The sequence below is a fragment of the Gemmatimonadaceae bacterium genome (assembly GCA_036003045.1).
Taxonomy (GTDB): Bacteria; Gemmatimonadota; Gemmatimonadetes; order Gemmatimonadales; family Gemmatimonadaceae; genus JAQBQB01.
This window is the reverse complement of the sequence record DASYSS010000070.1, coordinates 32,697-53,790: the sequence shown is the minus strand read 5'-3', so window position 1 is coordinate 53,790 and position 21,094 is coordinate 32,697. Positions and strand designations below refer to the sequence as shown.

14 protein-coding genes are annotated in these 21,094 nt (G+C 67.1%); 6 read left to right on the top strand and 8 right to left on the bottom strand.

The features are described from left to right. Nucleotides 1-2,142: a formyltransferase family protein gene (locus VGQ44_17035; protein ID HEV8448539.1), complete on the bottom strand. Its 2,142-nt coding sequence runs from the start codon at nt 2,140-2,142 to the stop codon at nt 1-3. A 202-nt stretch (nt 2,143-2,344) separates the two neighbouring features. Here VGQ44_17035 and VGQ44_17030 point away from each other — a divergent pair, with 202 nt between their 5' ends. Continuing rightward, nucleotides 2,345-3,379, top strand: a complete 1,035-nt coding sequence (locus VGQ44_17030; protein ID HEV8448538.1) for a glycosyl hydrolase family 18 protein — start codon at nt 2,345-2,347, stop codon at nt 3,377-3,379. Nucleotides 3,380-3,479: 100 nt separating this feature from the next. Here VGQ44_17030 and VGQ44_17025 read toward each other — a convergent pair whose 3' ends face one another. Together VGQ44_17025 and VGQ44_17020 are read right to left on the bottom strand one after the other, a co-directional pair. Further along, the gene (locus tag VGQ44_17025) at nt 3,480-3,866 is read right to left on the bottom strand and encodes an OsmC family protein (protein HEV8448537.1); all 387 of its coding nucleotides are present in this window, start codon (nt 3,864-3,866) and stop codon (nt 3,480-3,482) included. Nucleotides 3,867-3,921: 55 nt separating this feature from the next. Next, nucleotides 3,922-5,901 carry a protein kinase gene (locus tag VGQ44_17020; protein ID HEV8448536.1) on the bottom strand — a complete coding sequence of 660 codons (1,980 nt, stop codon included), beginning with the start codon at nt 5,899-5,901 and terminating at the stop codon, nt 3,922-3,924. Nucleotides 5,902-6,013: 112 nt separating this feature from the next. On the opposite strand from VGQ44_17020, the gene VGQ44_17015 reads away from it, so the two are divergent. Further along, entirely contained in the window at nt 6,014-9,625 is a 3,612-nt protein-coding gene (locus VGQ44_17015; protein ID HEV8448535.1) for a hypothetical protein, read from the top strand. 7 nt (nt 9,626-9,632) lie between these two features. Here the strand turns inward: VGQ44_17015 and VGQ44_17010 are convergent, their stop codons facing one another. The 4 genes from VGQ44_17010 to VGQ44_16995 all read right to left on the bottom strand — a co-directional run bounded on the left by VGQ44_17010 (nt 9,633) and on the right by VGQ44_16995 (nt 15,219). Continuing rightward, nucleotides 9,633-11,303, bottom strand: coding sequence for a lysozyme inhibitor LprI family protein (locus VGQ44_17010; GenBank protein ID HEV8448534.1), 1,671 nt, complete (start codon nt 11,301-11,303; stop codon nt 9,633-9,635). Then, a complete protein-coding gene (locus VGQ44_17005) occupies nt 11,249-12,208 on the bottom strand; it encodes a branched-chain amino acid transaminase (protein HEV8448533.1) in 960 nt (319 codons plus the stop codon). Before VGQ44_17005 ends, VGQ44_17010 begins: the two co-directional genes overlap by 55 nt. 143 nt (nt 12,209-12,351) lie before the next feature. Next, nucleotides 12,352-13,689 carry a hypothetical protein gene (locus tag VGQ44_17000; GenBank protein HEV8448532.1) on the bottom strand — a complete coding sequence of 446 codons (1,338 nt, stop codon included), beginning with the start codon at nt 13,687-13,689 and terminating at the stop codon, nt 12,352-12,354. Nucleotides 13,690-13,698: 9 nt separating this feature from the next. Further along, nucleotides 13,699-15,219 carry a S8 family peptidase gene (locus tag VGQ44_16995; GenBank protein HEV8448531.1) on the bottom strand — a complete coding sequence of 507 codons (1,521 nt, stop codon included), beginning with the start codon at nt 15,217-15,219 and terminating at the stop codon, nt 13,699-13,701. Between the two features lie 176 nt (nt 15,220-15,395). On the opposite strand from VGQ44_16995, the gene VGQ44_16990 reads away from it, so the two are divergent. Both VGQ44_16990 and VGQ44_16985 read left to right on the top strand, forming a co-directional pair. Continuing rightward, complete coding sequence (locus VGQ44_16990; protein ID HEV8448530.1) at nt 15,396-16,544, top strand: hypothetical protein; 1,149 nt, start codon at nt 15,396-15,398, stop codon at nt 16,542-16,544. A 10-nt stretch (nt 16,545-16,554) separates the two neighbouring features. Then, nucleotides 16,555-17,004, top strand: a complete 450-nt coding sequence (locus tag VGQ44_16985; GenBank protein HEV8448529.1) for a cytochrome c — start codon at nt 16,555-16,557, stop codon at nt 17,002-17,004. A gap of 321 nt (nt 17,005-17,325) precedes the next feature. Here the strand turns inward: VGQ44_16985 and VGQ44_16980 are convergent, their stop codons facing one another. Further along, complete coding sequence (locus VGQ44_16980; protein HEV8448528.1) at nt 17,326-19,128, bottom strand: FAD-dependent oxidoreductase; 1,803 nt, start codon at nt 19,126-19,128, stop codon at nt 17,326-17,328. Between the two features lie 113 nt (nt 19,129-19,241). Between VGQ44_16980 and VGQ44_16975 the strand changes: the two genes are divergently transcribed. Both VGQ44_16975 and VGQ44_16970 read left to right on the top strand, forming a co-directional pair. Next, nucleotides 19,242-19,742, top strand: coding sequence for a cytochrome c (locus VGQ44_16975; GenBank protein ID HEV8448527.1), 501 nt, complete (start codon nt 19,242-19,244; stop codon nt 19,740-19,742). Between the two features lie 9 nt (nt 19,743-19,751). Next, nucleotides 19,752-20,909, top strand: a complete 1,158-nt coding sequence (locus VGQ44_16970; GenBank protein ID HEV8448526.1) for a peptidyl-alpha-hydroxyglycine alpha-amidating lyase family protein — start codon at nt 19,752-19,754, stop codon at nt 20,907-20,909. The last annotated feature ends 185 nt before the right edge of the window (nt 20,910-21,094 follow it).

Genomic DNA, 21,094 nt, shown 5'->3' with positions numbered 1-21,094 from the left:
TCACGCGGTTCCCGTATCCCGGTGCCCGGTGACCCGGTGACCCGCGAGATGGACCTCGAGCAACTCGCGCAATTCGGGGTGCATCGGGAAGTACTGACGCCCCTCGTCCGCGCGTTGCGCGTACGTTGGCGGGAGTTTCCCGTGCTCGAGCACCCACCGCACGACTCGGCCGAGCGCGTCGACCTGCGCCAAGTCAACGCGGTCGCGCAATTCGCCGATGCTGTCCGCTCCCGCGGAGTCGACCTGCTCGACGAGGATGACGTCGCCCGTGTCGATGCCCGTGTCGATCAAATGAATCGTGCAGCCGACGGGCGTCCCGGTGAACGCGCTCCACTCGGTCGCGTTCATGCCGCGAATTGGCGGCAAGATTCCCATGTGCGCGTTCAGCGTTCCGAGGGGCGCGACGCTCAGCATGCGCGCGCGAAGAATCCCGTAGCCCGCGTACACGAACAGGTCGGGACGCAGCGATCGAACGCGCTCGACGTCGGCCGGGTCGTCGCGCGATTCCACGATGACGGTCGGAATGCCCCGCGCCGCGCAAAAGGCCGATACCGGCGTGCCTGAATGGGTACCAACCGTCCCCGCGGTGCGACCCGTGCTCGCCCGCATTGCGGAGCTCGAGCCGTTCGACCGCTCGCTCGTTCTGACCCCGAGCACGCGGCGGGCGACGCTCACTAGACCGCGATCGCGCACGTGCGTGCGCATGCGCTCGAGCGTCGACGGCTCCGGAAGGCGGCGCACGACGACGCCATCCGGACGAAATCCCCAACTCGACCACGCATCGAGAAACTGCTCGACTTTGTGTCCGTGCTCGTCGGCGAGTAGAACGACGCGCGGACGTTGAGCGCCGCCGGAGGCGTGCACCGCGGATGGCAACGCGCGCGGCAGGCCCGTCGGAACGTCGGTCGCGGTGTCGTGGCCTCGTACCGGAAGATCCGTCATGCCCGCGAGCGTGCGTCGCTTCGCGAGCAGCGCGTCGATGAAGAACTTCGCGGCCCAATTCGGTACGGCGAGATGGATGTAGCCGCCCCACAACGGGTCCGAACCGCCGACGCCGCCACGAAGACCGGGCTCGCTCGAGCGCATGAGCTGCGCGCGCTTGACCAAATCGAGCACGGTGAAGGCGGCGCTCACCAACGCGGGGTCGCTCTCGAGGCGGTGAAGCTCGAGCCAGATGAGCGCCATCTGCGCGTTGCCGGTAAGGCAGGCGTAGGTCGTCGTTCCCTTCCACTGCGCGTCGAGCCGCCCAGGGAGCCACTTCGAGATGCCGACCCGGCGCGCGACGGCGCGAGCCGCGCGCCGAGCCGCGGACATTCCGCGCTCGTGCCCGAGAACCCGCGACATGAACAGCACGCCCCAGATCGTGTAGGCGATCGTGTGCGTGACGGCGTCGCGCGTGCCCGGCGGTCCCTCGAAGCCGCAGTCCTCGATCCAACCCGTGCTGTCGTCGACGTGCGCCAGCACCCACTCGAGATGGCGGCGCGCGGCGTCGAGGTAGCGCGCGTCGCCGACATGCTCGCCGAACTCGGCGATCCAACACGCGGCGTGCGCCATGTACGTGTACGTCTTCCCCGAACCGTAGAGGTGCTTTCGCCACGCGCCGTCGTCGTCTTGGGCGTCGATCAGCCAGTCGGCCACACGGCGCGCGGCGCCGAGCGTCGTGTCATCCCCGGTCGCGCGATGCCATCCCGTGAGCCCGTTGAGAATCTGCGCCGAGTTGAAGATCGAGGGTTTGTCGCGATTCTCGGCGATCTCGAGGCCGGGGAAGGCGCCGCTCGGAAGCTGCACGCCGAGCAGGAATTCGATGCAGCGTTGCGCGCGGCCGCGGTAGCCGCGCATTCCCGCTTCCGACTCGAGCGCCAAAAAAGTTGGAACGATGTATCCGGTCGTTTCGGGGTACGACGACGACCAGCCACGACCGACGAGGAACCTCCCTGAAACACCGCCGTCCGCCTGCGCGTCTTGCGCGCGCGCCAACCACTCCGCGGCGGCGACGAGATGTTCCTGCTCGGATATCCCCAGCAGCGCATTTCGATTTCGGTGGACGAGCCCGTCGCTCAGCGCGCCGAAGGACGCGGGCTTCCACGCCTTGGCGTCGCGCAACGTCTTGAGGATCGTGCGCGCGTTATCGAAGCCGCTCATTCATTCCCGACGGAGGTGGAGGAGAATTGCGCCGACGCCACGACGGGCGCTCGCGGCGGACGCACGCAGGGGATCCGTCGCGAATACTAATCCCGGTAGACCGGTAGACCGGTAGACCGGTAGACCGGTAGACCGGTGGACCGATGGACCGGTGGACCGGTGGACCGGTGGACCGGTGGCGGGGACGATCGTATTCTGAGTCGTGCAGAAATTCATGCTTTCCCTGGCGATGCTCGCGGCGTCGCACCGTCTGCCGGCGCAGCAGCTCGAGGCGCTTTGGTATTCCACCGGCGCCGAACGAAGCACCGATAGCTTCCTCGTCCACGCGAGCCACATCTCGATCGTCTCGCCGCAAGTGTTTTCGTTCGACAACCAGGGAGCGATCCACGGGCACCTCGACAAGCGCTTGGTGGACACCGCGCACGCGCGCGGGGTCAAGCTCGTTCCGCTCGTCGTGAACCCCGGATTCAACCAGCCGCTCATTCACCGAATCCTCAACGTCGCGTCCGTCCGTCGGCGCGCGATCGAGAGCCTGGTCGCGTTGTGCCGCGACCAACACCTCGACGGAATTCAGTTCGACATCGAGAACGTGAACGTCGTGGACAAGAACGCCTTCACAAGCTTCGTCCGCGACGCCGTGGCGCGACTCCACGCGGCGAACTGCTCGGTCTCGGCGGCCGTCGTGCCGCGCACCGGCGAAGATCCGGGTCCGAGCGCCTATCACAAATGGATCTTCGAGAACTGGCGCGGCGCGTACGACTACAAGGCGCTCGCCGAGTCGCTCGACTTCCTCTCGTACATGACGTACGCGCAGCACACTGGCGGCACGCCGCCGGGCCCGGTCGCCGGGTATCCGTGGATGGAGGAATGCCTGCAGTACGTTCTCTCGCTGGGGGTGCCTCCCTCGAAGATCTCGCTCGGCATTCCGTCCTACTCCGACCATTGGTTCGCCTCGTACGACTCGGCGAACGGCGCCCGCTCGAAGGCCGGTGACTCGGAGTTCTCCAAGATCGATTCGCTGGTCCGAACGTTCCATCTGACGCCAACGTGGGACGACCGTGAGAAGTCGTCGTACGCCTTCTGGAGCAACGCGGGCGTGTTCGAGCACGTGTGGATCGAAGACGCGCGCGCGTTCGCGGCCAAGCTCGAGCTCGTGCGGAAGTACAAGCTGCGCGGATACTCCGTGTGGGTGCTCGGAACAGAAGACCCGCGTGTATGGGAGCTGCCCCTCAACTGAGACAATCGCAGCCGATCGGCGACTAGCGCGCGGCTTTGTCGCCGAGCTCGAACGACACGTGAACGTCGGGGGTCGCGACCGCGACCGTGCCGTACAGCGGTCACCGCCGCTTGAAGCCCTCGACGAGTGCCGCGGCGCTGGCGCCGTCGGTGCCCCAGAGCGTGAAGTCGAGGCGAACGGCGTTGAGCGTGGTGAGGTCGGTGCGCGCCTGCTTCGTGCGATCGACTTCGCCGTGAATTCGCACGGCGACGCGATCGAGCGGGGCGTTCGTGTCGCGCGCGATCACGTGGACGAGCTCTACGCCGCATGCCGCGACCGCCGTGAGAAACAGCTCCACGGGCGTGATCTCCTCGCCCGGGCAACCGTTCTGCACCGGTCCGTCGACGATGAAATGGTGGTCGCGCGAGCTGACGAGGACGCGGCCGAAGACGTCGGTCGAGCGCGCGCCGACGTCGTACGTGCGAAGAGTGGAAGCGGGAGCGGTCATGGTCGAATCATGTCGAAGTCGGACGTCGTTGACAAACGAGCCGCGGCGACGCGCGTCACGATCGCCCTGGCTTCTCGCGAAACAGGGCGACCACACGCGGATCGGAACGGAGACTGTCGAGCACGGGATCACTCACCAGGTGTTGTTGGAAGTGTGAGTCCCCGGGCGGATCGAAGCGGCGCAGCAGGCGAATGGCAGCTTCGCGGCGCCCGGTCGACGCAAAACCCCACGCCAGGTACACGGCATCATGCACCGTCGGATGCAACGTGTCGGCACCGGCGATGGCACGCGTGAGAAGTGTGTCGGCCGCGTGCCGGTCGCCGCGCCGCCACGCAAGCTCGGCGAGGCCCGCCCAACCCTCGACACGATCGGGCCCGGTGCCGATGTTGAGCATCGCCTCGTATTCCGTCGCCGCGAGCGCCCACTCGTGCCGCTCGCGCCGCGTCAAGCCGAGCGCCCCGCGCACGAAAATCTGGGATGGATCGACCCTCGTGCCGCTGTCGGCCCACACCAGCGCGGAATCGACGTCGTGGTTCCATAAATAGACGAGCGACAAATAGCCCATGGCATTCGTCTGTCGCGGATTGAGCGCGATCGCGCGGCGATACGCCTCGATCGCGCGCCGCGGCACGAGACTGTCGGCCCACACGGTGCCGAGCACGACCCACGCATCTGCTTTGGTCGAATCGATCCGGATGGCTCGCTGCACCGCGTCGAGCATCCCGCGCCGCGTACTCGGCGAGATGCCTCGCAGCGCGAGAGCGCGGGCAAGCCACACTTCCGCGCTGGTCGTATCCAGTTCAACCGCCCGCTCGCTCGAGCGAACCATCACCGGAACGAGACTCTCGACCGGTACGCTCGCGATGTGGTAACGCCAGAGCTGGGCGAATTGCACGGCGCGCGCCAATCCAGCCCACGCGCCTGCGAAGTTCGAATCACGCGCGATCGATGCGCGATAGAGATCGATGGACCGGCCGATCGCGGGCTCGCTGCGGCGCACCTCCTGCGCCTTGCCCTTCATGAACAGATCATACGCGAGCGAATCGTCGGTGCCGGGCCAGCGATGCGACGATTGCGCTTTGGCCGTCGGTCCGATGAACGTCGAGTACATTCGTGACAACAACGCCGTCGCGCCGAGCACGAGCGCCGCCGCAACGCCGATCGTCGTCGCACGCCGCCTCGCGCGGGCGGACATCCCGGGCGCGCCCTGCTCGCGCGGCGGCGCCAGGATGGCGCCGGCGAATTCCCCGGCGGTCGCGAAGCGATCCGCCGCGGCCCGGGACAGCGCCCGCGCGACCGCCGCTTCGACGTTCGACGGAACGTTGTCTCTGAGCACGTGCACGCTCGGCGCCGGCGCGGCCATCCGCTTCGCGATCACGGCCTGTGCCGACGAACCCGTGAACGGCGGTTCGCCGGCGAGCATCTCGTAGAGCAGGCAGCCGAGCGCGTAGACGTCCGTACGGCCGTCGACGCGCTCGCCCGACGCCTGCTCGGGACTCATGTACGCCGGCGTTCCAAGCGCGATTCCGGTCGCGGTCAACGAATCGTTCGCCGCTTCGAGCGACTTCGCGAGACCAAAGTCGGCGACGAACGCGTGATCGCCGTCGAGAAGAACGTTTTCGGGTTTGATGTCGCGGTGGACGATTCCCCGTTCGTGGGCGTAGTCGAGCGCCGCGGCGACTTGCGACGCGATGCGCACCGCGTCGTCGATCGGCAGCTGTCGCTCCCGCTCGAGCTTCGCGCGCAGCGACGCGCCGCGCACGACGGGCATGACGTAGTACAGCAGGCCGCCGGCCTCGGACTCGCCCGAGTCGTAGACCGGGAGGATGTTGGGGTGCTGAAGCCCGGCCGCAACCTGGATCTCGCGCAGGAACCGCTCGGCGCCGAGCGCCGCGCCGACGCTCGAGTCGAGCACCTTGATCGCGACGTGACGGTGATGGGCGACGTCGTCCGCCTCGTACACGGCCGCCATCCCGCCTCGGCCGAGCTCGTGATCCACCCGATATCGGCTGCCCAGCGCCGAGGGAGAGAGCATGGCCAATACTAAGAACCGCGGGCGCGATTGGCGATTCGAGGTCCTCCTTCGCCAGCGGGCCAACGGCCCAGGGCGTAGAATTAGGCGTCCTTTTCCCTTCCCCGCACAGACGATGCGCCAACTCCAGTCCACGCTCCGCGCGGCGAGCCTTCTGACCGCCGTCGCTTCACTCGCCGGCGCCCAGGGTCGCCCGACCGTCAACCAGCCTGGCCGAGCGGTTCCGTTGACCGCCGTGCGCAGCGATGCCGCGCTGCCGCCGGATTCGGTGCTCGCCCGGTCGCTTGTTTTTCGCTCGATCGGTCCCGCGGTCATGTCGGGACGAATCTCCGACATCGCCGTCGTCGTCGATCCGAAGGCGTCGAGGGCCCGCATCGGCACCGTCATCTACGTGGCCGCGGCGACAGGCGGAGTCTGGAAAACGATCAACGCGGGCGTGAATTGGGCGCCGGTCTTCGATTCGGTGCGCACCGGCTCCGTCGGTGCGATCGCCGTCGCGCCGAGCGATCCGAACGTCGTCTGGGTCGGCACCGGCGAAGCGAACAACATGCGCAGCTCGTCGTGGGGCACCGGCGTCTACAAGTCGACCGACGCCGGAAAGACCTGGTCGTCCGCGATGCTGCCGACGTCACAACACATCGGCAAGATCGTCATCGACCCGCGCGACGCGAACGTCGTCTACGTCGCCGCGGTCGGCCCCCTCTGGGCGCCGGGCGGCGAGCGCGGTCTGTTCAAGACGACCGACGGCGGCAAGACGTGGACGAACCTCAAGGAAATCAGCAAGTACACGGGGTTCACCGAGATCGCGATGGATCCGTCGAACCCCGACGTGCTCTACGCGGCGTCGCTCGAGCGCGAGCGCCGCGAGTACGGATTCCTCCCGGGCGGCCCCGAGACGGGAATCTTCAAGACGACCGACGCCGGCCGAACGTGGACGCAGCTCAAGGAAGGTCTTCCCACCGGCGATATCGGGCGCATCGGGATTAGCGTTTGCAAATCGAAGCCGAGCACTCTGTACGCCACGATCCACGCGAAGCCGCCGGCCGCCGGTCTCTACCGCAGCGAGGACGGCGGCGCGACGTGGAAGCAGATGAACGACCAGGACGGCACGGCGTGGTACTACAGCCAGGTGCGCTGCGATCCGGCGAATCCGGATCACGTCATTCAGCTCAACGCGCAGTCGCGTGAATCCAAGGACGCGGGCAAGACGCTCACGCCGTTCGCGGCGGGGGGCGTGCACAGCGACCATCACGCCCTCTGGATCAGCGACGACGATCCGGAACACATGATCCTCGGCGGCGACGGTGGCATGTACACGACGTACGACGCCGGGCGCACGTGGGATCACAATGAGAGCATCGTCGCCGGACAGTTCTACGCGATCGCGGTGGACGACGCGCAGCCGTTCTACAACGTCTACGGCGGATTGCAGGACAATCAGACGTGGGGCGGCCCAAGCCGCACCCGCACGACCTTCGGCCCGACGAACGCGGATTGGTTCCGTATGGCGGGCGGCGACGGCTTTTACGCGGTGCCCGATCCGCTCGACCGTGATCTCGTGTACGCCGAGTCGCAGCAGGGCGGCGTCGTGCGCTACGACGCGCGTACCGGACAGACGAAGAACATCCGTCCCGCGCCGAAGCCGGGCGAGCGTTTCCGCTTCAACTGGAGCGCGCCGATTCTGCCGAGCAAGCACGACGTGAAGAGCGTGTTCATGGCGGCGCAGTTCGTGTTCCGGAGCACCGACCGCGGCGACTCGTGGGAGAAGATCAGCCCCGACCTCACGCGCGGCATCGACCGCAACAAGCTCCCGATGCGCGGCGGCGTTCCCGACTCGACGGCCCTCGGCCGCAACGAGGGAACGGCGGAATTCAGCAACATCTCGACGATCGACCAGTCGCCGCTCAAGAAGGACCTGCTCGCCGTCGGCACCGACGACGGCCTGATCCAGGTGACGCGCGACGGCGGCAAGACGTGGACGAAGACGGACAAGTTCCCGAACGTCCCCGAGACGACCTTCGTAAGCCGCGTCGTGTGGTCGAGCGCCGCCGAGGGAACGATCTACGCCACGCTCGACGGTCACCGCAGCAACGACTTCAAGCCCTACGTCGTGAAGAGCACCGACTACGGCACGACGTGGACCTCGATCACGAGCAACCTTCCGGATGGCGGCTCGGTTCAAGTGATCCGCGAGCATCCGCGCCAACCGAATCTGCTGTTCGTCGGCACGGAATTCGGCGCGTACTTCACGGTGGACGGGGGCGCGCGCTGGACCCAGCTGAAGAGCGGCATCCCCGGCGTTCCCGTTCACGACATGCAAATCCAAACGCGGGCCAACGACCTGGTCGTCGGCACGCACGGCCGCGGCATCTTCATCCTCGACGACCTCTCGCCGCTCGAGAATCTCGCGCAGGCCAAGCAAGCGAGCGTCGCGTATCTCTTCCCGGTACAGGACGCGCTGCTCTTCCAGCCGAACGGCAGCCGCAGCTCGGGCATGGGCTCGCGCGGCTTCACCGGACAGAACCCCGAGCCGGGTCCGCACATCGACTACACGATCAACAACGTGCCGCCGTCCGCGAAGGTCTCGCTCACGGTGCTCGATCAGAGCGGCGCGCCCGTGCGCGCGTTGCCTGTGAACAAACAGCCGGGCCTCTATCGCATCTCGTGGGACATGCGAGTCGGACCGCCGCTCACGGGCCCGATCGACACGCTCGCGTTGGCGAACGGCGGCCGCGCAGCAGGCGGTGGCCGCGGCGGCCGCGGAGGTTTTGGTGGCGGCGGAGGCGGCGCGCCGGCCGGTGGCGCGGCTGATTCCGCCGGTCGCGGCGGACGTGGCGGTCCGGGCGGCGGCGCTGCCGCGGATTCGACCGGACGCGGTGGCGGGGGCGGGGGCGGGGGCGGTGGATTCGGCGGAGGGCGCGGCGGTGCGGATGGGACGTTCCCCGCTCTGCCGGGCCGCTACATCGCGCGTCTGTCGATCGTGCCGGCAGAAGGCGCGCCCACGACGCTCGATCAATCGTTCGCTCTGACGAAAGACCCGATGGTGATCCTCAGCGACAACGAGTTGAAGCAGCTCTACGCGTTCCGCCTTGGCGTCGTAAAGCTCCAGCGCGATCTACGCGACCGACAAGCCCAGCTCGACACGGCGGAGCGCACACTCGCCGCCGCGAAACGGGCCGCGGATTCGGCGGGCACGAAGGTGACGCCCGAGCTGAAGACGCAAATCGCCGCGGTCGAGAAGGAGCTCGCTGACATCACGCGCGAGATGGGCGCGGCAGGCGGCGGCCGTGGTGGTGCCGGTCGAGGCGGAGCGGTCGGCGGCGGCGCGCTCGCCGCAGGTGGCGCTGGCGGTGGTGGACGTGGTGGTCGCGGCGGCGGTCGTGGCTCCGGCGGAGGCGCTGCGCCTCAACAAGCCGGCACCGCGAATGCGCCGGCCGCGGGCGGAGCCGCGGCTCCTGCGGGCGCGGGAGCCGCCGGCACGGCGAGCGACCAGGATCAGAACCCGACCGGACCCGTTGCTCCAGAGAACATTCAGGCGCGACTCGGCACGACGACCGAGCTGCTCAACGCCACCTTCAATCCGAACCCGGAGCAAAAGCGACTGTTGCAGACGCTGCCGGCGGATTTGGACAAGCAGGGCGATCGTGTGAAGAAGGTCTCGACCGATCAGCTGCCTGCTCTGCTCAAGGCGCTGAAGGACGCCGGCGTCGAGGTGAAGACGCCGTAGCCGAGGCTCAGCGACGGGCGGCGGTGATCGGTTGCCGCTCATCGCCCGCCGGCGGCGTTGAATGCGTTTGCGGCAACGAGTCGAGCATCGACTGTAGCTCCTGAAGCCGAAGCGCCGACTTGCTGTTGTAGCATGCCGCGCGGTCCCGCGCGTAACGCACCTTCGCGCCGACGTTGTGGCACACCTCGTCGCGCGTCTGGAGCCATTTGCGCTGGGCGTCCCGCACTCGCTCCACGGACGGCGGGTCGGGCGCGTCGTCGGACACCTTCGCCTGTTTGCGTAGGCCGGCGATCACGAGCTTGTAAGTGTCGTTGACCTGGTTGTCACCCTGCTCCAGGGAGGCCCGCAGACAGGCCTTCTGGTCGGCGGCATCAGCCGAGCCGCACAGGTCGTTCGATCCACCCGTCTTCGTGACGTCGGTGACGGTCGAGTTGAGCGGATGACTCGCGGCGAGCCGCGTCACACGCTCTGGAGAAGCGGATGTCGTTTTTGCGGTCGCCGCGCTCGCGGGCGACCGCGAAGTATCCGCCGTCGTGTCCGCTCCCGCCGCGCTGTCGATCTTCTTGAGCGCGAGATCGCCGGAGGCGAGGCCCGCGCTATCCAGGGCGGCGGCGATCGTCGTCGGATCGGTTCCACCATGCCGGAGAATGATGAATGCCGCCGTCACCACGGCCGCGGCGACCGCGACGGTCGCGACGAATCGGCGGCCGAAGAACGACGGCTGCTTGAGGACGATGTACTCGTCCGTCTCGCCCGTCTCCACCGGCTCCGGCGCGATCGGGGGCGCGATTCGCGCGCGCACCGGCGTCGTCGGTCCCGCCAACGATCGAAGGACGGCGATGAAGCCGTCGATGTCCGGAGTGTCGTCATCGTGGCTGTAGTGCGAGAGCGCGTCCACGGCTTCGATGACGCGCCTCGGCAGATCCGGGCGAACTTCGGCGAGGAGCGTCATCCCGGCCGAGCCGAACGGGAAACCGGCGAGCATCGTCCACGCGAGACGACCGATCGTGCGCGCGTCGTCGGCGAGGTTGGTCGGGACGTCGATGGCGTCGAGCTGCGGCTCGAAGGTGAACAACGCGCGCCCGCTCCCCTGCTGGAACACGAGACCGGCCGGCGTGACCTTGCGATGCACGATCCCGTTCGCCCAGCCCCAGTCGAGGGCCGCGTTCAGCTGCTCGAAGATCGACGCGAGACGGTCGGGCGAGATCGTGTCGACCATCTCCTGCGAGGAGAGCAGTTCTTCCAGCGTCGCGCCGCGCACGCGGGGCCGCACGGTCGCGAACGTGTCGCGCGCGATTTGCCGTCCCTCGAGCACCGGCACGACGTTCGGATGTCGCATGGCGGACTCGCGCCGCGCGTCCGCCTGGAGCTGCATCATCAGGCTGGCGGCCTGCCCCCACGGCGCGCGCACGATGTCGATCGTCACCTCGCGGTTGATCGTGCGATGACGCGCGAGATACGAAATCGAGTCGCTCGTGCTGCGGACCTCCGAGATGATCTCGTAACGCGATTCCAGCTCGGAGAGATCCGGAACGAGCGGCTCCGGTTCGGTCGGCGGCGCAGGCGGTTCCCGCGACGCGAGAAAGCGCCGCCAGTCGAGTCGCGGGCCTTGCGATTCGTCGCTCAGGTTTCCACCGCTCGTCCGCTTTCTCGCTCGGCGCGGACGTAGGTCAGCCAACCGTAGGGATCGTCGACTGCCCCGCGCGCGATATCGAGAAAGCGCTGCTGAATTTGCGTCGTGATCGGCCCGCGTCGGCCGTTGCCAATCTCTATACGATCCACGCTGCGCACCGGTGTGACTTCAGACGCGGTACCGCAAAGGAAGACCTCGTCAGAGGTATAGAGCATCTCGCGCGGCAGTTCTTGCTCGCGCACCTCGAAACCCATGTCGCGCGCCAATTGAATGATGCTGTATCGCGTTACGCCGTGAAGCAGTGTGCCGTTGATCGTCGGCGTGTAGAGCGCGCCGCGGTGGACGAGGAAGACGTTCTGCCCCGAGCCTTCGCTGATCAGCCCGTCGGTCGTGAGCGCGATCCCTTCGGCGAACCCGTTGCGCAGCGCCTCCATCTTCACGAGCTGGCTGCCGAGGTAGTTGCCGGCCACCTTCGCCATGGCCGGAATCGTGTTCGGCGCGACGCGATGCCAGCTCGTCACGCATGCGTCGACTCCGTTCTCGAGCGCGCCGTGTCCGAGGTACGTGCCCCAGGGCCAACACGGGAGATAGACCTCGACCGGACTGTCGAACGGCACCATGCCCGCCGCCCCGTAGCCGCGTACGACCATCGGGCGGAGATAGCACGAGTCGACGTTGTTGCGTTCGACCAGCTCACAGCACGCGGCGACCAGCTCGTCGATCGAGTACGACAAATCCATGCGATAGATCTTGCATGAATCGACCATGCGCTGGAGATGGTCTTCGAGGCGGAAGATCGCCGGGCCGCGCGGAGTCGCGTAGCAGCGGATCCCTTCGAACACCGAGGATCCGAATTGAAGCGAATGCGCCAGGACGTGAATGGTCGCGTCCTGCCACCGAATGAACGCACCGTCGTGCCAGATCCACTCGGTCTCGGTGAGCTTGGCCACGAAACTCCTCGAGGAATTTTTTGAGGCGGGGGGCCCAGCTAGGCCGACACGGCAGTAATATCGCTAGTCGACGCCGAGTTCCGCCACAGTCAACGGTACCAAAGTTCCGTGAAGCACCATCGTCCGCCAGTAGCGGCGCTCGGCTAGCTGGCGGCGATGACGCTGATCAACGCGAAAGCCACCTCGTCATGGCCGAGATCCGAGTGGCCGCCGATGATCGCGTTGGAATCCAAATTGTAGATCCCGCGAGGCACGAAGCTGTACGGGCTGCTCACGCCCTGAAGCGCGACGGCCTGTGCGCCCGGCGTCTTCTGCGCGCCGTTCCGTCCGAGTCCGCCGTACGGGTCGTTCGCGTCGCCCAACGCGGCCGCGATCTGTCGCGCGATGCGCGACGCCAGCGGGTACGCGAGTCCGACGGCTTTGTCTTTCGCCGTGAAAGTGATCGCCGTCACACCTCTAACACGAACGGGATCAGTCTCGACGCGCCGATAGAAGCCGTCGTGCATTCCGTCGTACGAAACGGCGAATGCAAAATGCGAGAACGCCGCCTGGAGCAGGGTGAGCGAGTTCACCGGAAGCGGCGTAGAGCCAGGCGCTCCGGCCGCCGCCGCCGTCACCAGGCGGCAACCAAAGCTGTGCCCGGCGAGATGAATACGAAGCGCCTGTGGGCCGTCGGCCGGCCGCTGGCCGCGAATCCGCTGCAGGACGTCGTGTACGCCGCCCTGGCCGATGTCGCCCGCGCGGTTTTTCATCTGGTAATAGGTCACCAGATTCGCGAGACTCTTCGCGCCGTCGACCGCCTTGCCGATCCAGTCGCCGAGCCCGGCCGCCCCCCCCATCCCGGACGCGCCCGCGGCGCCCGGCGTCGGACGGCTCAGCCGACGCAGCAGCTCGTCGCCGCCCAGGGTGAAAAAATCGTCGGCGACGACCGGCTCTTCGTCGTTCGCGCTGTGCGGCATGAACGCGCGAACGATCCGCACGAACTCGTCGCGCGCCTCGAGCGAATCCGCGAGCGACGGGACCAGCGCTTTCGCCCGGGCAAGCGCCTTCTTCGAATCGGGCGTGTCGACGAATGAGGCGAGCAGATCCACCGCCGCCGTCGCGTCGGCGACGCTCGCCCCGCCGGCGCTCATCGACGCGGCGCCGCCGGGGATCAGCGACTTGTCGTCGAACTTCTTCGACGGCCAGAGAATCCCGCACACGATCACTTTCCGGCCGCGCACGGTGGCGCAGGCCGGCGACTGCTTGGGCAGGACCGCCGAGATGCGGTCGCCGATCGTCGTGTAGAGCTCCTCGGCTTCCGGAATGTCGTCGTTCCAGCCGTGCGAGATCACCAGCAGGTCGGTGACGACTTGGTTTCCCGTCGGCTTGGTGAGCGCGTCGACCAGCGCCGCGAGTTGGTCGTCCTTGTTGACCGCGCCGTCCTTCGTAAACTCGAGCGGGAAGTACGGGAACGGACCGATCTTCGTGGGAGAGGGCATCCGAGTCGCCTACACCGATTGAATGGCGCGCATGAGGTCGATGAGCCCCGCGCCTTGGAAGTAGCGTTCACGATTGAGGTCCGTCGCGGCCTTCATGAAGATCCGCTTCACCTCCTCCGACTGGCCGATGTACTCGCGGCGAATGGAGAGGAACGCGGCGATGGCGCCGGACACGTGCGGCGCGGCCATGCTCGTGCCGCTGTCCTCGACGTAGAGCGCGTCGCTCTGCGTGGCCGAGCGAGCGGCGTCGAGCGCCGCCCCCGCGCCGCATGAGATGATCTTTTCCCCCGGCGCCACCAGATCCGGCTTCGGCCGGCCATCGCCGGTTGGCCCCTTGGACGAGAAATACGACACGCCGTACACGTGCGGCATGTCGCGGTGTGTCGAGCCGACGGTGATCGCGCGGTCGGCGTTTCCGGGATCGTTGATACTCAGCGACAGTCCCGCCGCGACCGAGCCGCGGTCCAGCGTGTCGGCATAGCCGTAGCCGGTGTTCCCCGCCGCGACGACGACCACGACGCCGGATCGCACCAAACGGTCGACCACGTTGCACAGCGGACTCTGGCCGCAGGCGAACCATTCCGGGTCGAAGTCGTAGCCGACGCTCAGGTTCACGCCGTGGATCTTGATGTCCTTGCCATAGCCGTTCACGCGGTCGATCGACTCGAGCGCGATGATCACGTTGCTCACCGGCCCGCGCCCGTCCGCGCCGAGCACCTTGAGACTCACGATCGTCGCTTGCGGCGCGATGCCTCGAATCGCCGTCAGCGGCACGACCTCGCGAGTCACCGCGCCCGTCTCGTCGCGGTGTCGCGCCACCGCGGAAATCGTCTGTCCGCTCGGCACGTCTCCGAGGGTCAGCTCGCCCGCGATGATCCCGGCGACGTGCGTGCCGTGGCCGAAGGCGTCGACGAGCGGCGCGCCCGGCGCGCCGGGAGGCACGGTGAAATCCGCGTGCGCGAGCGGCGCATCGAGCAGCAGCGTCTTGTGTTTTCGAAAATGCGGATGGTCGCCCTGCACGCCCGAGTCGAGCACGGCCCACACGATGCGGCTGCCGCTCGCCGTGAACGCCGTGAACGCGGCGTCGGCTTTCACGGTGCTGACCGAGTGCGTGAGAAGCGCACGCACCTCGAAGTCCGGCCAGATGTGGAAGATTACTCTCGCCGGAGAGCTCGACGCTCCACCACCGCCTGCCGTCTCCGAGTCGAGCCGCACCAACGCGCGAATCGCGCGTCCGTCGAGGCGCGCGAAGACGTATTGGTCGCTCAGGTCCGTCTTGCGATGATCGACCCCGATGCCGGTGCTCGCGACTCGCGCGTCGGCGCCGGCGGCGAGCGCCACGGCGATCAGATCGGCGACGCGCTCGCGCGCGCGCTCTCGCCCGCCCGCATAGTTGATGTTGACGTCGATGACGACGTCGAACAACGCGTTGTCGCCTTGTTGATCCAGCAGCTCGAGCAGCGGGCGCGCGATCACCGTCCGGTCGAGGACGGTGGGATCGAATCGCGTTTCTGATTTCTTAGTGGCCATCCGGCAGGCTTGAGGGGCGAGCGATGGCGGCGGCGCCGCCAGTATGCTGAGCCAGACCAACGCCTTGGCGCAAGGGATATACGACGTCTCGCACAAGGACCGGACCCGCCCGACGGACGAACGATGGCGCGGGCCGACGCGTATTATCAGTAGTCATCTATCGTATTGGAGCTCACGTGGGCGTCGACATAAATCGTTCGTTCTCTCGTCGCGCGTCACGCGCCGGCCTCGCGCTTCTCGGCTTGGGCGCGTTGCTCGCATCGCTGCCGGGTTTCACCTCGTCCCGCCATTTCGCGCCCGGCCTCTCGTTCCGAGTGAATTCGCAGGTGAGGATCTATCCGGGCGACACGCCGCGCGGTCAGGACGACGAAGTGATGCGCGGTCGCGGCATCGCGGTGAACAACCATTCGCGCATCGAATTCCTGGCGTACACGCCGCTTCCGTCGAACGTCACGACCGACGACTACCTCGTCTCGCTCGACTCGGGAAAGGTCTTCATCAATCACTCGGCGAGTCAAACGTTCGCGCCGGCCAACGACACCTTCGGCGGACCAGCGGTCGTCGCACTCGGCCGAGTGCTCGGCGGTGGTCGCGGCGGGCGCGGTGGACCGCCGGGCGGCGGAGCGAACGGTGACGCCAACGGCGGTGGGGGTGGTGGCGCCGGACGCGCCGCTGGCCGCGGTGGATTCGGCCGCGGCGGCGGCGGTGGGGGCGGTGGCAATCCCGGCGCGGCGGGTCGCGGACGTGGTCGCGGCCGAGGAAGCGTCGGGCAAGGATTTCTGAGCCAGATCTCGCTGCTCGACGTCTCGTTCAAGGTCGAGAAGCTCGGCGCCGACTCGGCGATGGAGGGTCGCCCGACGCAGCATTATCGCATCACGAGCGATTATCGAGTGGTGTGGAGCGATCAGGGATTCCCGGCGCACGCGGTGACCGACGTGTGGACGACGTCGCTGCCGACGCTCATCCCGAATCCGTTCGAGCCGCTCATCGTCGCCGATCAATCGACGGACGGCCCGCTCATCGAGTACGCGCTCAAGCTGCGCTCGGCCCGCGCGCAGATCGAGGGCACGCCGATCAAGGTCGTGACGACCACCACGCTCGGCAACATTCGCGACATCGTCGGCTTTCAGAGTTTCGTCACGGACGACCCGACGGTCGACAAGCTGACGATCGTGCAGCAGACGCAAATCACGAACATCCAGAATGCCGACGTCGATCCGAAGCAGCTCGAGGTACCCGATGCGTCGAATGGCGATTCGCCGGGAAATGTGACGAGCGGCACGCCGGCGGCGCCGTCAGCGACGGGGCCGCGCTCGCGGCGTTAGATTCGCCCGCATGACGAATCGGGCACTATGGGCCGCCGCGGTTGCCGTCGGCGTATCGGCGCTGACGGCATTCGCGCGCCGCGACGCGGCTCGGGCCATCGCGCCGACGCATACGGTGTGGGACAGCGTGTACACCGCGGCGCAAGCATCGCACGGCGACTCGCTCTACAGGGGCGCGTGCGTCAAGTGTCACGGCGCGAGCCTCAGCGGCGGCGACGAAGGCTCGCCGCTCGTCGGCTCGGCGTTCCTCGGCAACTGGCGCGATCTCACGCTCGACCAATTGTTCGACAAGATCCGTTCGTCGATGCCGCCCGACAACCCGAAGTCGATCGCAACCCGCGACGTCGCCGACCTCGTCGCATACCTCCTCGCGCAAAACCAGTTTCCCGCCGGCGCGAAGGTCCTCACCGACAGCCTCGATCAGCTCAAAGACATCAAGATCACGACGACAAGGCCGTAGCAGTTGTCGGTCTAATGGGCGCATCCGTTGATTCGGTCAGGCTCCATGTCGCGGACTAAACCCGAATGGACTGGTCAGCATCTACGAAACGATACTGCAACGACTTCGCGGATTGGACGCATTTCGCGGAGAAGGTTTTTGTTTTAAAAACAGAAGCTTTGTGTTCTCTAGAACAAGTCCCCTCTTTCGAAGGGGCTTTTGTATTTCATTCAAGCTTTGCCTTTTCCGCGTAATCCGAGTCTTCCGCGAAATCCGCCAGCAGTTCAAGGAGACGTACCCGCCGGAACCGCCGGCACCGAGGCCGCCGACCAAGACAGCCGACTACCGAAGACCGGGCGGTTTTCCTCCGGGCGGAACGGGCTTCGCGGCGGAATCAGCAGCGGCCTTCTTCGTGCTATCGGCCGGAGTCGGCGGCGGCTCGAAATCTTTTTCAGGAATCGTGAACAGCTTGTCCTGCGGATCCTGATAGCCGAGGACGCGCTTCGACATGTAGTCGCCGACCTTGGGGCCCATCTTGAATCCTTCGGCGTTGCCCCCCGCGGCGATCCAGACGTTGTTCCAGCCTGGGTGGTGGTCGAAGATGAAGTTGCCGCTCGACGTGGACTCGTAGTGGCATGAATGCGTCTGCGCGATCGGCGCGTCTTTGAGCAGCGGAAAACGGTGTGCGACGAAACGGCGCGGGCCGTCGATCTGGCTTTGATTCGCCCAGCGATCGCTCGTGTCGGGGTCCTGCTGCTGCGGCGGCACGTCTTGCAGGTTGCCGAATCCTCCGCCGCCTCTCTGTCCGCCGGCGGCGTTTCCATTCCGACCGCCACCACCGCCTCGCCCACCCCTCCCGCCGGCGCCGCCGCGGCCATCGGCGTTGGTCGCGCTCGCGCCCGCGCCGGATGCGGCGCCCTGGGGCGCGGCAGCGGCGACGCTCGCATTGCTGATTCCGGAACCGGCGGCGGCGTTGGCGCCATTCGCGGGAGTGCCGCGACCGCCGCCCCGGCCGTCGGCGGCGACGACTTGATCCGGCGCGCGCTCACCGCCACGTACGCGGAAGCCCCGATTGTCGACGGGTAACGCGGCCCATCCGGTCACGCCGGGGAAGTTGTAGCTCGGGATGTTCGGGTACGTGAACCGATAATCACCGATCGGCGTCGCGAAGTAGCAAACGTACCCCATCGGCACGCGCGTCTTCTTGGCGAAGATCTCGGGAAACGTCTTGCCGAGCCACGGACCGACGGCGTAGACGAACGTGTCGCCGCGAATCGTCGCGCCGGTGTCGAGCTTGAGCTCCGTGAGACGTCCATTCACCGTCTTGCCGGGCGACGCGCGCCCGATCACGACTTTGCCGCCCAAGTGCTCGAACACCGCGGACACCGCCTGCGCGGCGCGGCGCGCGCGCACGACGCCGGCGTCCGGTTCGTAGAGCACGGCCGTGATGTCGTCCATCGACATCACGGGGAACGCCTTTCTCACGTCGTCGGGATTGAGGACCTGGTACGGGATCTTGTTCTTGTCCCACCAGACCTTGCAGCGGAGTTGGAAGTTGTCCCACTCCGATCGCATGATCAGATCGCCGGTAACGTGGAAGAGGTTGAGCCGCAGCTCGCGCCCCCATTCGTCGTCGAACTGAATCCACTTTTTCATCGCCTCGCGCGCCCAGAGCATCCAGACTTCGCCCAGCTCGCCGGGGCGGTCGCCGTACGACGAGCGCACGCCGCGCGTCTCGTCGCCCGACGTCGACCGCGCGTTGCCCGGGCCGTACGCGTCGACGATCGTCACCTTCGCGCCCAACTTGCGCAGGTTGAGCGCCGTCCAGCCGCCCCACGCTCCGGCGCCGACCACGACGATGTCGGGCGACTCCCCAGCGCGCACGAACGGCACGCGCGGCGCGGGCGCGACCTTTGGCTTCGGGAGATTCCCCCCGCCGACCAGCAACGCGCCGGCGCTCGCGCCGGCGACTTTCAGGAAGTCGCGCCGACTGGGAGGGGCGGCGTTGTAGCTGAAATCCGGATTCTCGCCCGCGACCGGGGGGGAGGGGGCCGGCAGCTCTGAAGCGTTCGGAAGAAGAGGACTCTCCGGCGGGGCGGAGTTCGCGTCGGGTGAGACTGAGGTCTTCGTCGGGTCAGTCGGCATTTCCGCGGTGGGGCTTGGGGGGAGAAACAGCGTGCAGAAGATGTCCTGAGGACCACCTCAAATCAAACGGCTGACCGGTCGCAAAACGCTGCGCGCGCGGTATTATTGGGCGCATGCGGAACCGCCGTCTGAAATTCCTCGCTTGGACGATGCTCGTTGCCGGCTGCATGTCGGCCGCCCCGAACGTGCGCCCGCCTCTCGGCGCCGACCTCGTCAGCGGCGCACTCACGGGCGCACCGCTTCCCCTCCGATTCGACCCCAACGCGCGTGTCATCCGGTCCACGGCGGCCAACCTGCCGGCCGCGTCGTACTCGAACGCGCAGGCTTCCCGCGGCGAATCGGTGTACGGCAACACGTGCGGCGCGTGCCATCAACCCGGGTCGCTCGTCGGCCAGGGGTTCGTCGAGACGTGGAGCGACCGCCGCGTCTACGATTTTTATGCCCTCGTGCGTAGCACGATGCCGCTCGACAACCCGGGCGGCCTGAAGGATCAGGAGTACCTCGACGTGATCGCGTACCTGCTCAAGGCGAATCACGCACCGGCGGGAACGGATTCGCTCGCCGTCGACACCACCGCGCTTCGTTCACATAAGATCGACGTTCACTATCCGTAGCTTCGCTTCTTGAGGACGACGCCGATGGTGATTCACTCGCGCGCGCTCGCGCGACGACTTCCGCTGGTCGCGCTGGCCGTCCTGCCCGCGATCGCGCACGCGCAGGCGTCGTCGCCGACGATGGCGCCGCTCAACGACCTGCCGAACCCGTACAAGACGGATTCGACGTGGGCCAAGCTGCCCGCGGGTCGCGTATGGGGCGCGACGAGCTCGGTCGCGATCGACCGCGACGGCAAGAGCATCTGGATGGCCGACCGCTGCGCCGCGAACAGCTGCGGCAACTCGACGCTCGATCCCGTGATGAAGTTCGACGAGAACGGCAACGTCGTCGCGCACTGGGGCGGCGGCCTGTTCGTCTCCCCGCACGGCATTCTCGCCGACAAAGACGGCAACATCTGGGTGATCGACTGCGCGTGCACCGGCGGCGGCCGTGGACGGGGTGCCGGTGGCACAGCCGGCGGCGCTCCTCCAGCTGCCGGCGGCGGACGCGCCGATTCAACCGCGCCGCCGAAAGGACATCAGATCTTCCAGTTCAGCCCCGACGGCAAGCTGCTGCGCACCCTCGGCAAACCCGGCGGCGCTCGCGATCCGGACTACTTCTTCCAGCCCAACGCCATTCTCATCGCGCCCAACGGGGACATCTTCGTCGCCGAGGGACACTCATCAGCCCCCGGCAGCGCAGCGCGCGTATACAAGTTCTCAAAGGACGGAACGCTGATCAAAGCATGGGGTCAGCCCGGCAAAGGCCCCGACGACTTCGACCAGCCGCACGCGCTGGCGATGGACTCCAAGGGCCGCCTCTTCGTCGGCGACCGCGGCAACAACCGGATCAAGATCTTCGACCAGGACGGCAAGCTGCTCGACACCTGGTACCAGTTCAGCCGTCCAAGCGGAATCTTCATCGACGCGCAGGACAATATGTACGTCGCCGATTCCGAATCGGGCTCGGTAAATCCCGCGCACGGCGATTGGAAGCGCGGCATCCGCATCGGAAGCGCGAAGGATGGATCGGTGAAGTACTTCATCCCCGATCCGACGACCAATGCGACCAACACCAGCTCGGCGGAAGGGGTCGCGGTGGATGCGGCGGGGCACATCTACGGCGCGGAGGTGGGGCCGCCGGTGTACGGGGAGACGGCGCACCTCAAGAGGTACACGAAGCCGTAGAGCAAACGGCGCGATGGGATCGCGGCCAGTCTGGCGGCTGTCTCGCACCGGGTGGGCTGGATCTGCCGCGAGAAATCGGACGTCTGAAATCCGACGTCTGACATCAGACCAGCTCTCGCCGGATCGAAGCCGCTTTGCGTAGCGCCGGTCTGATGTCAGATGTGTGACGTCAGACGTCCGATTTC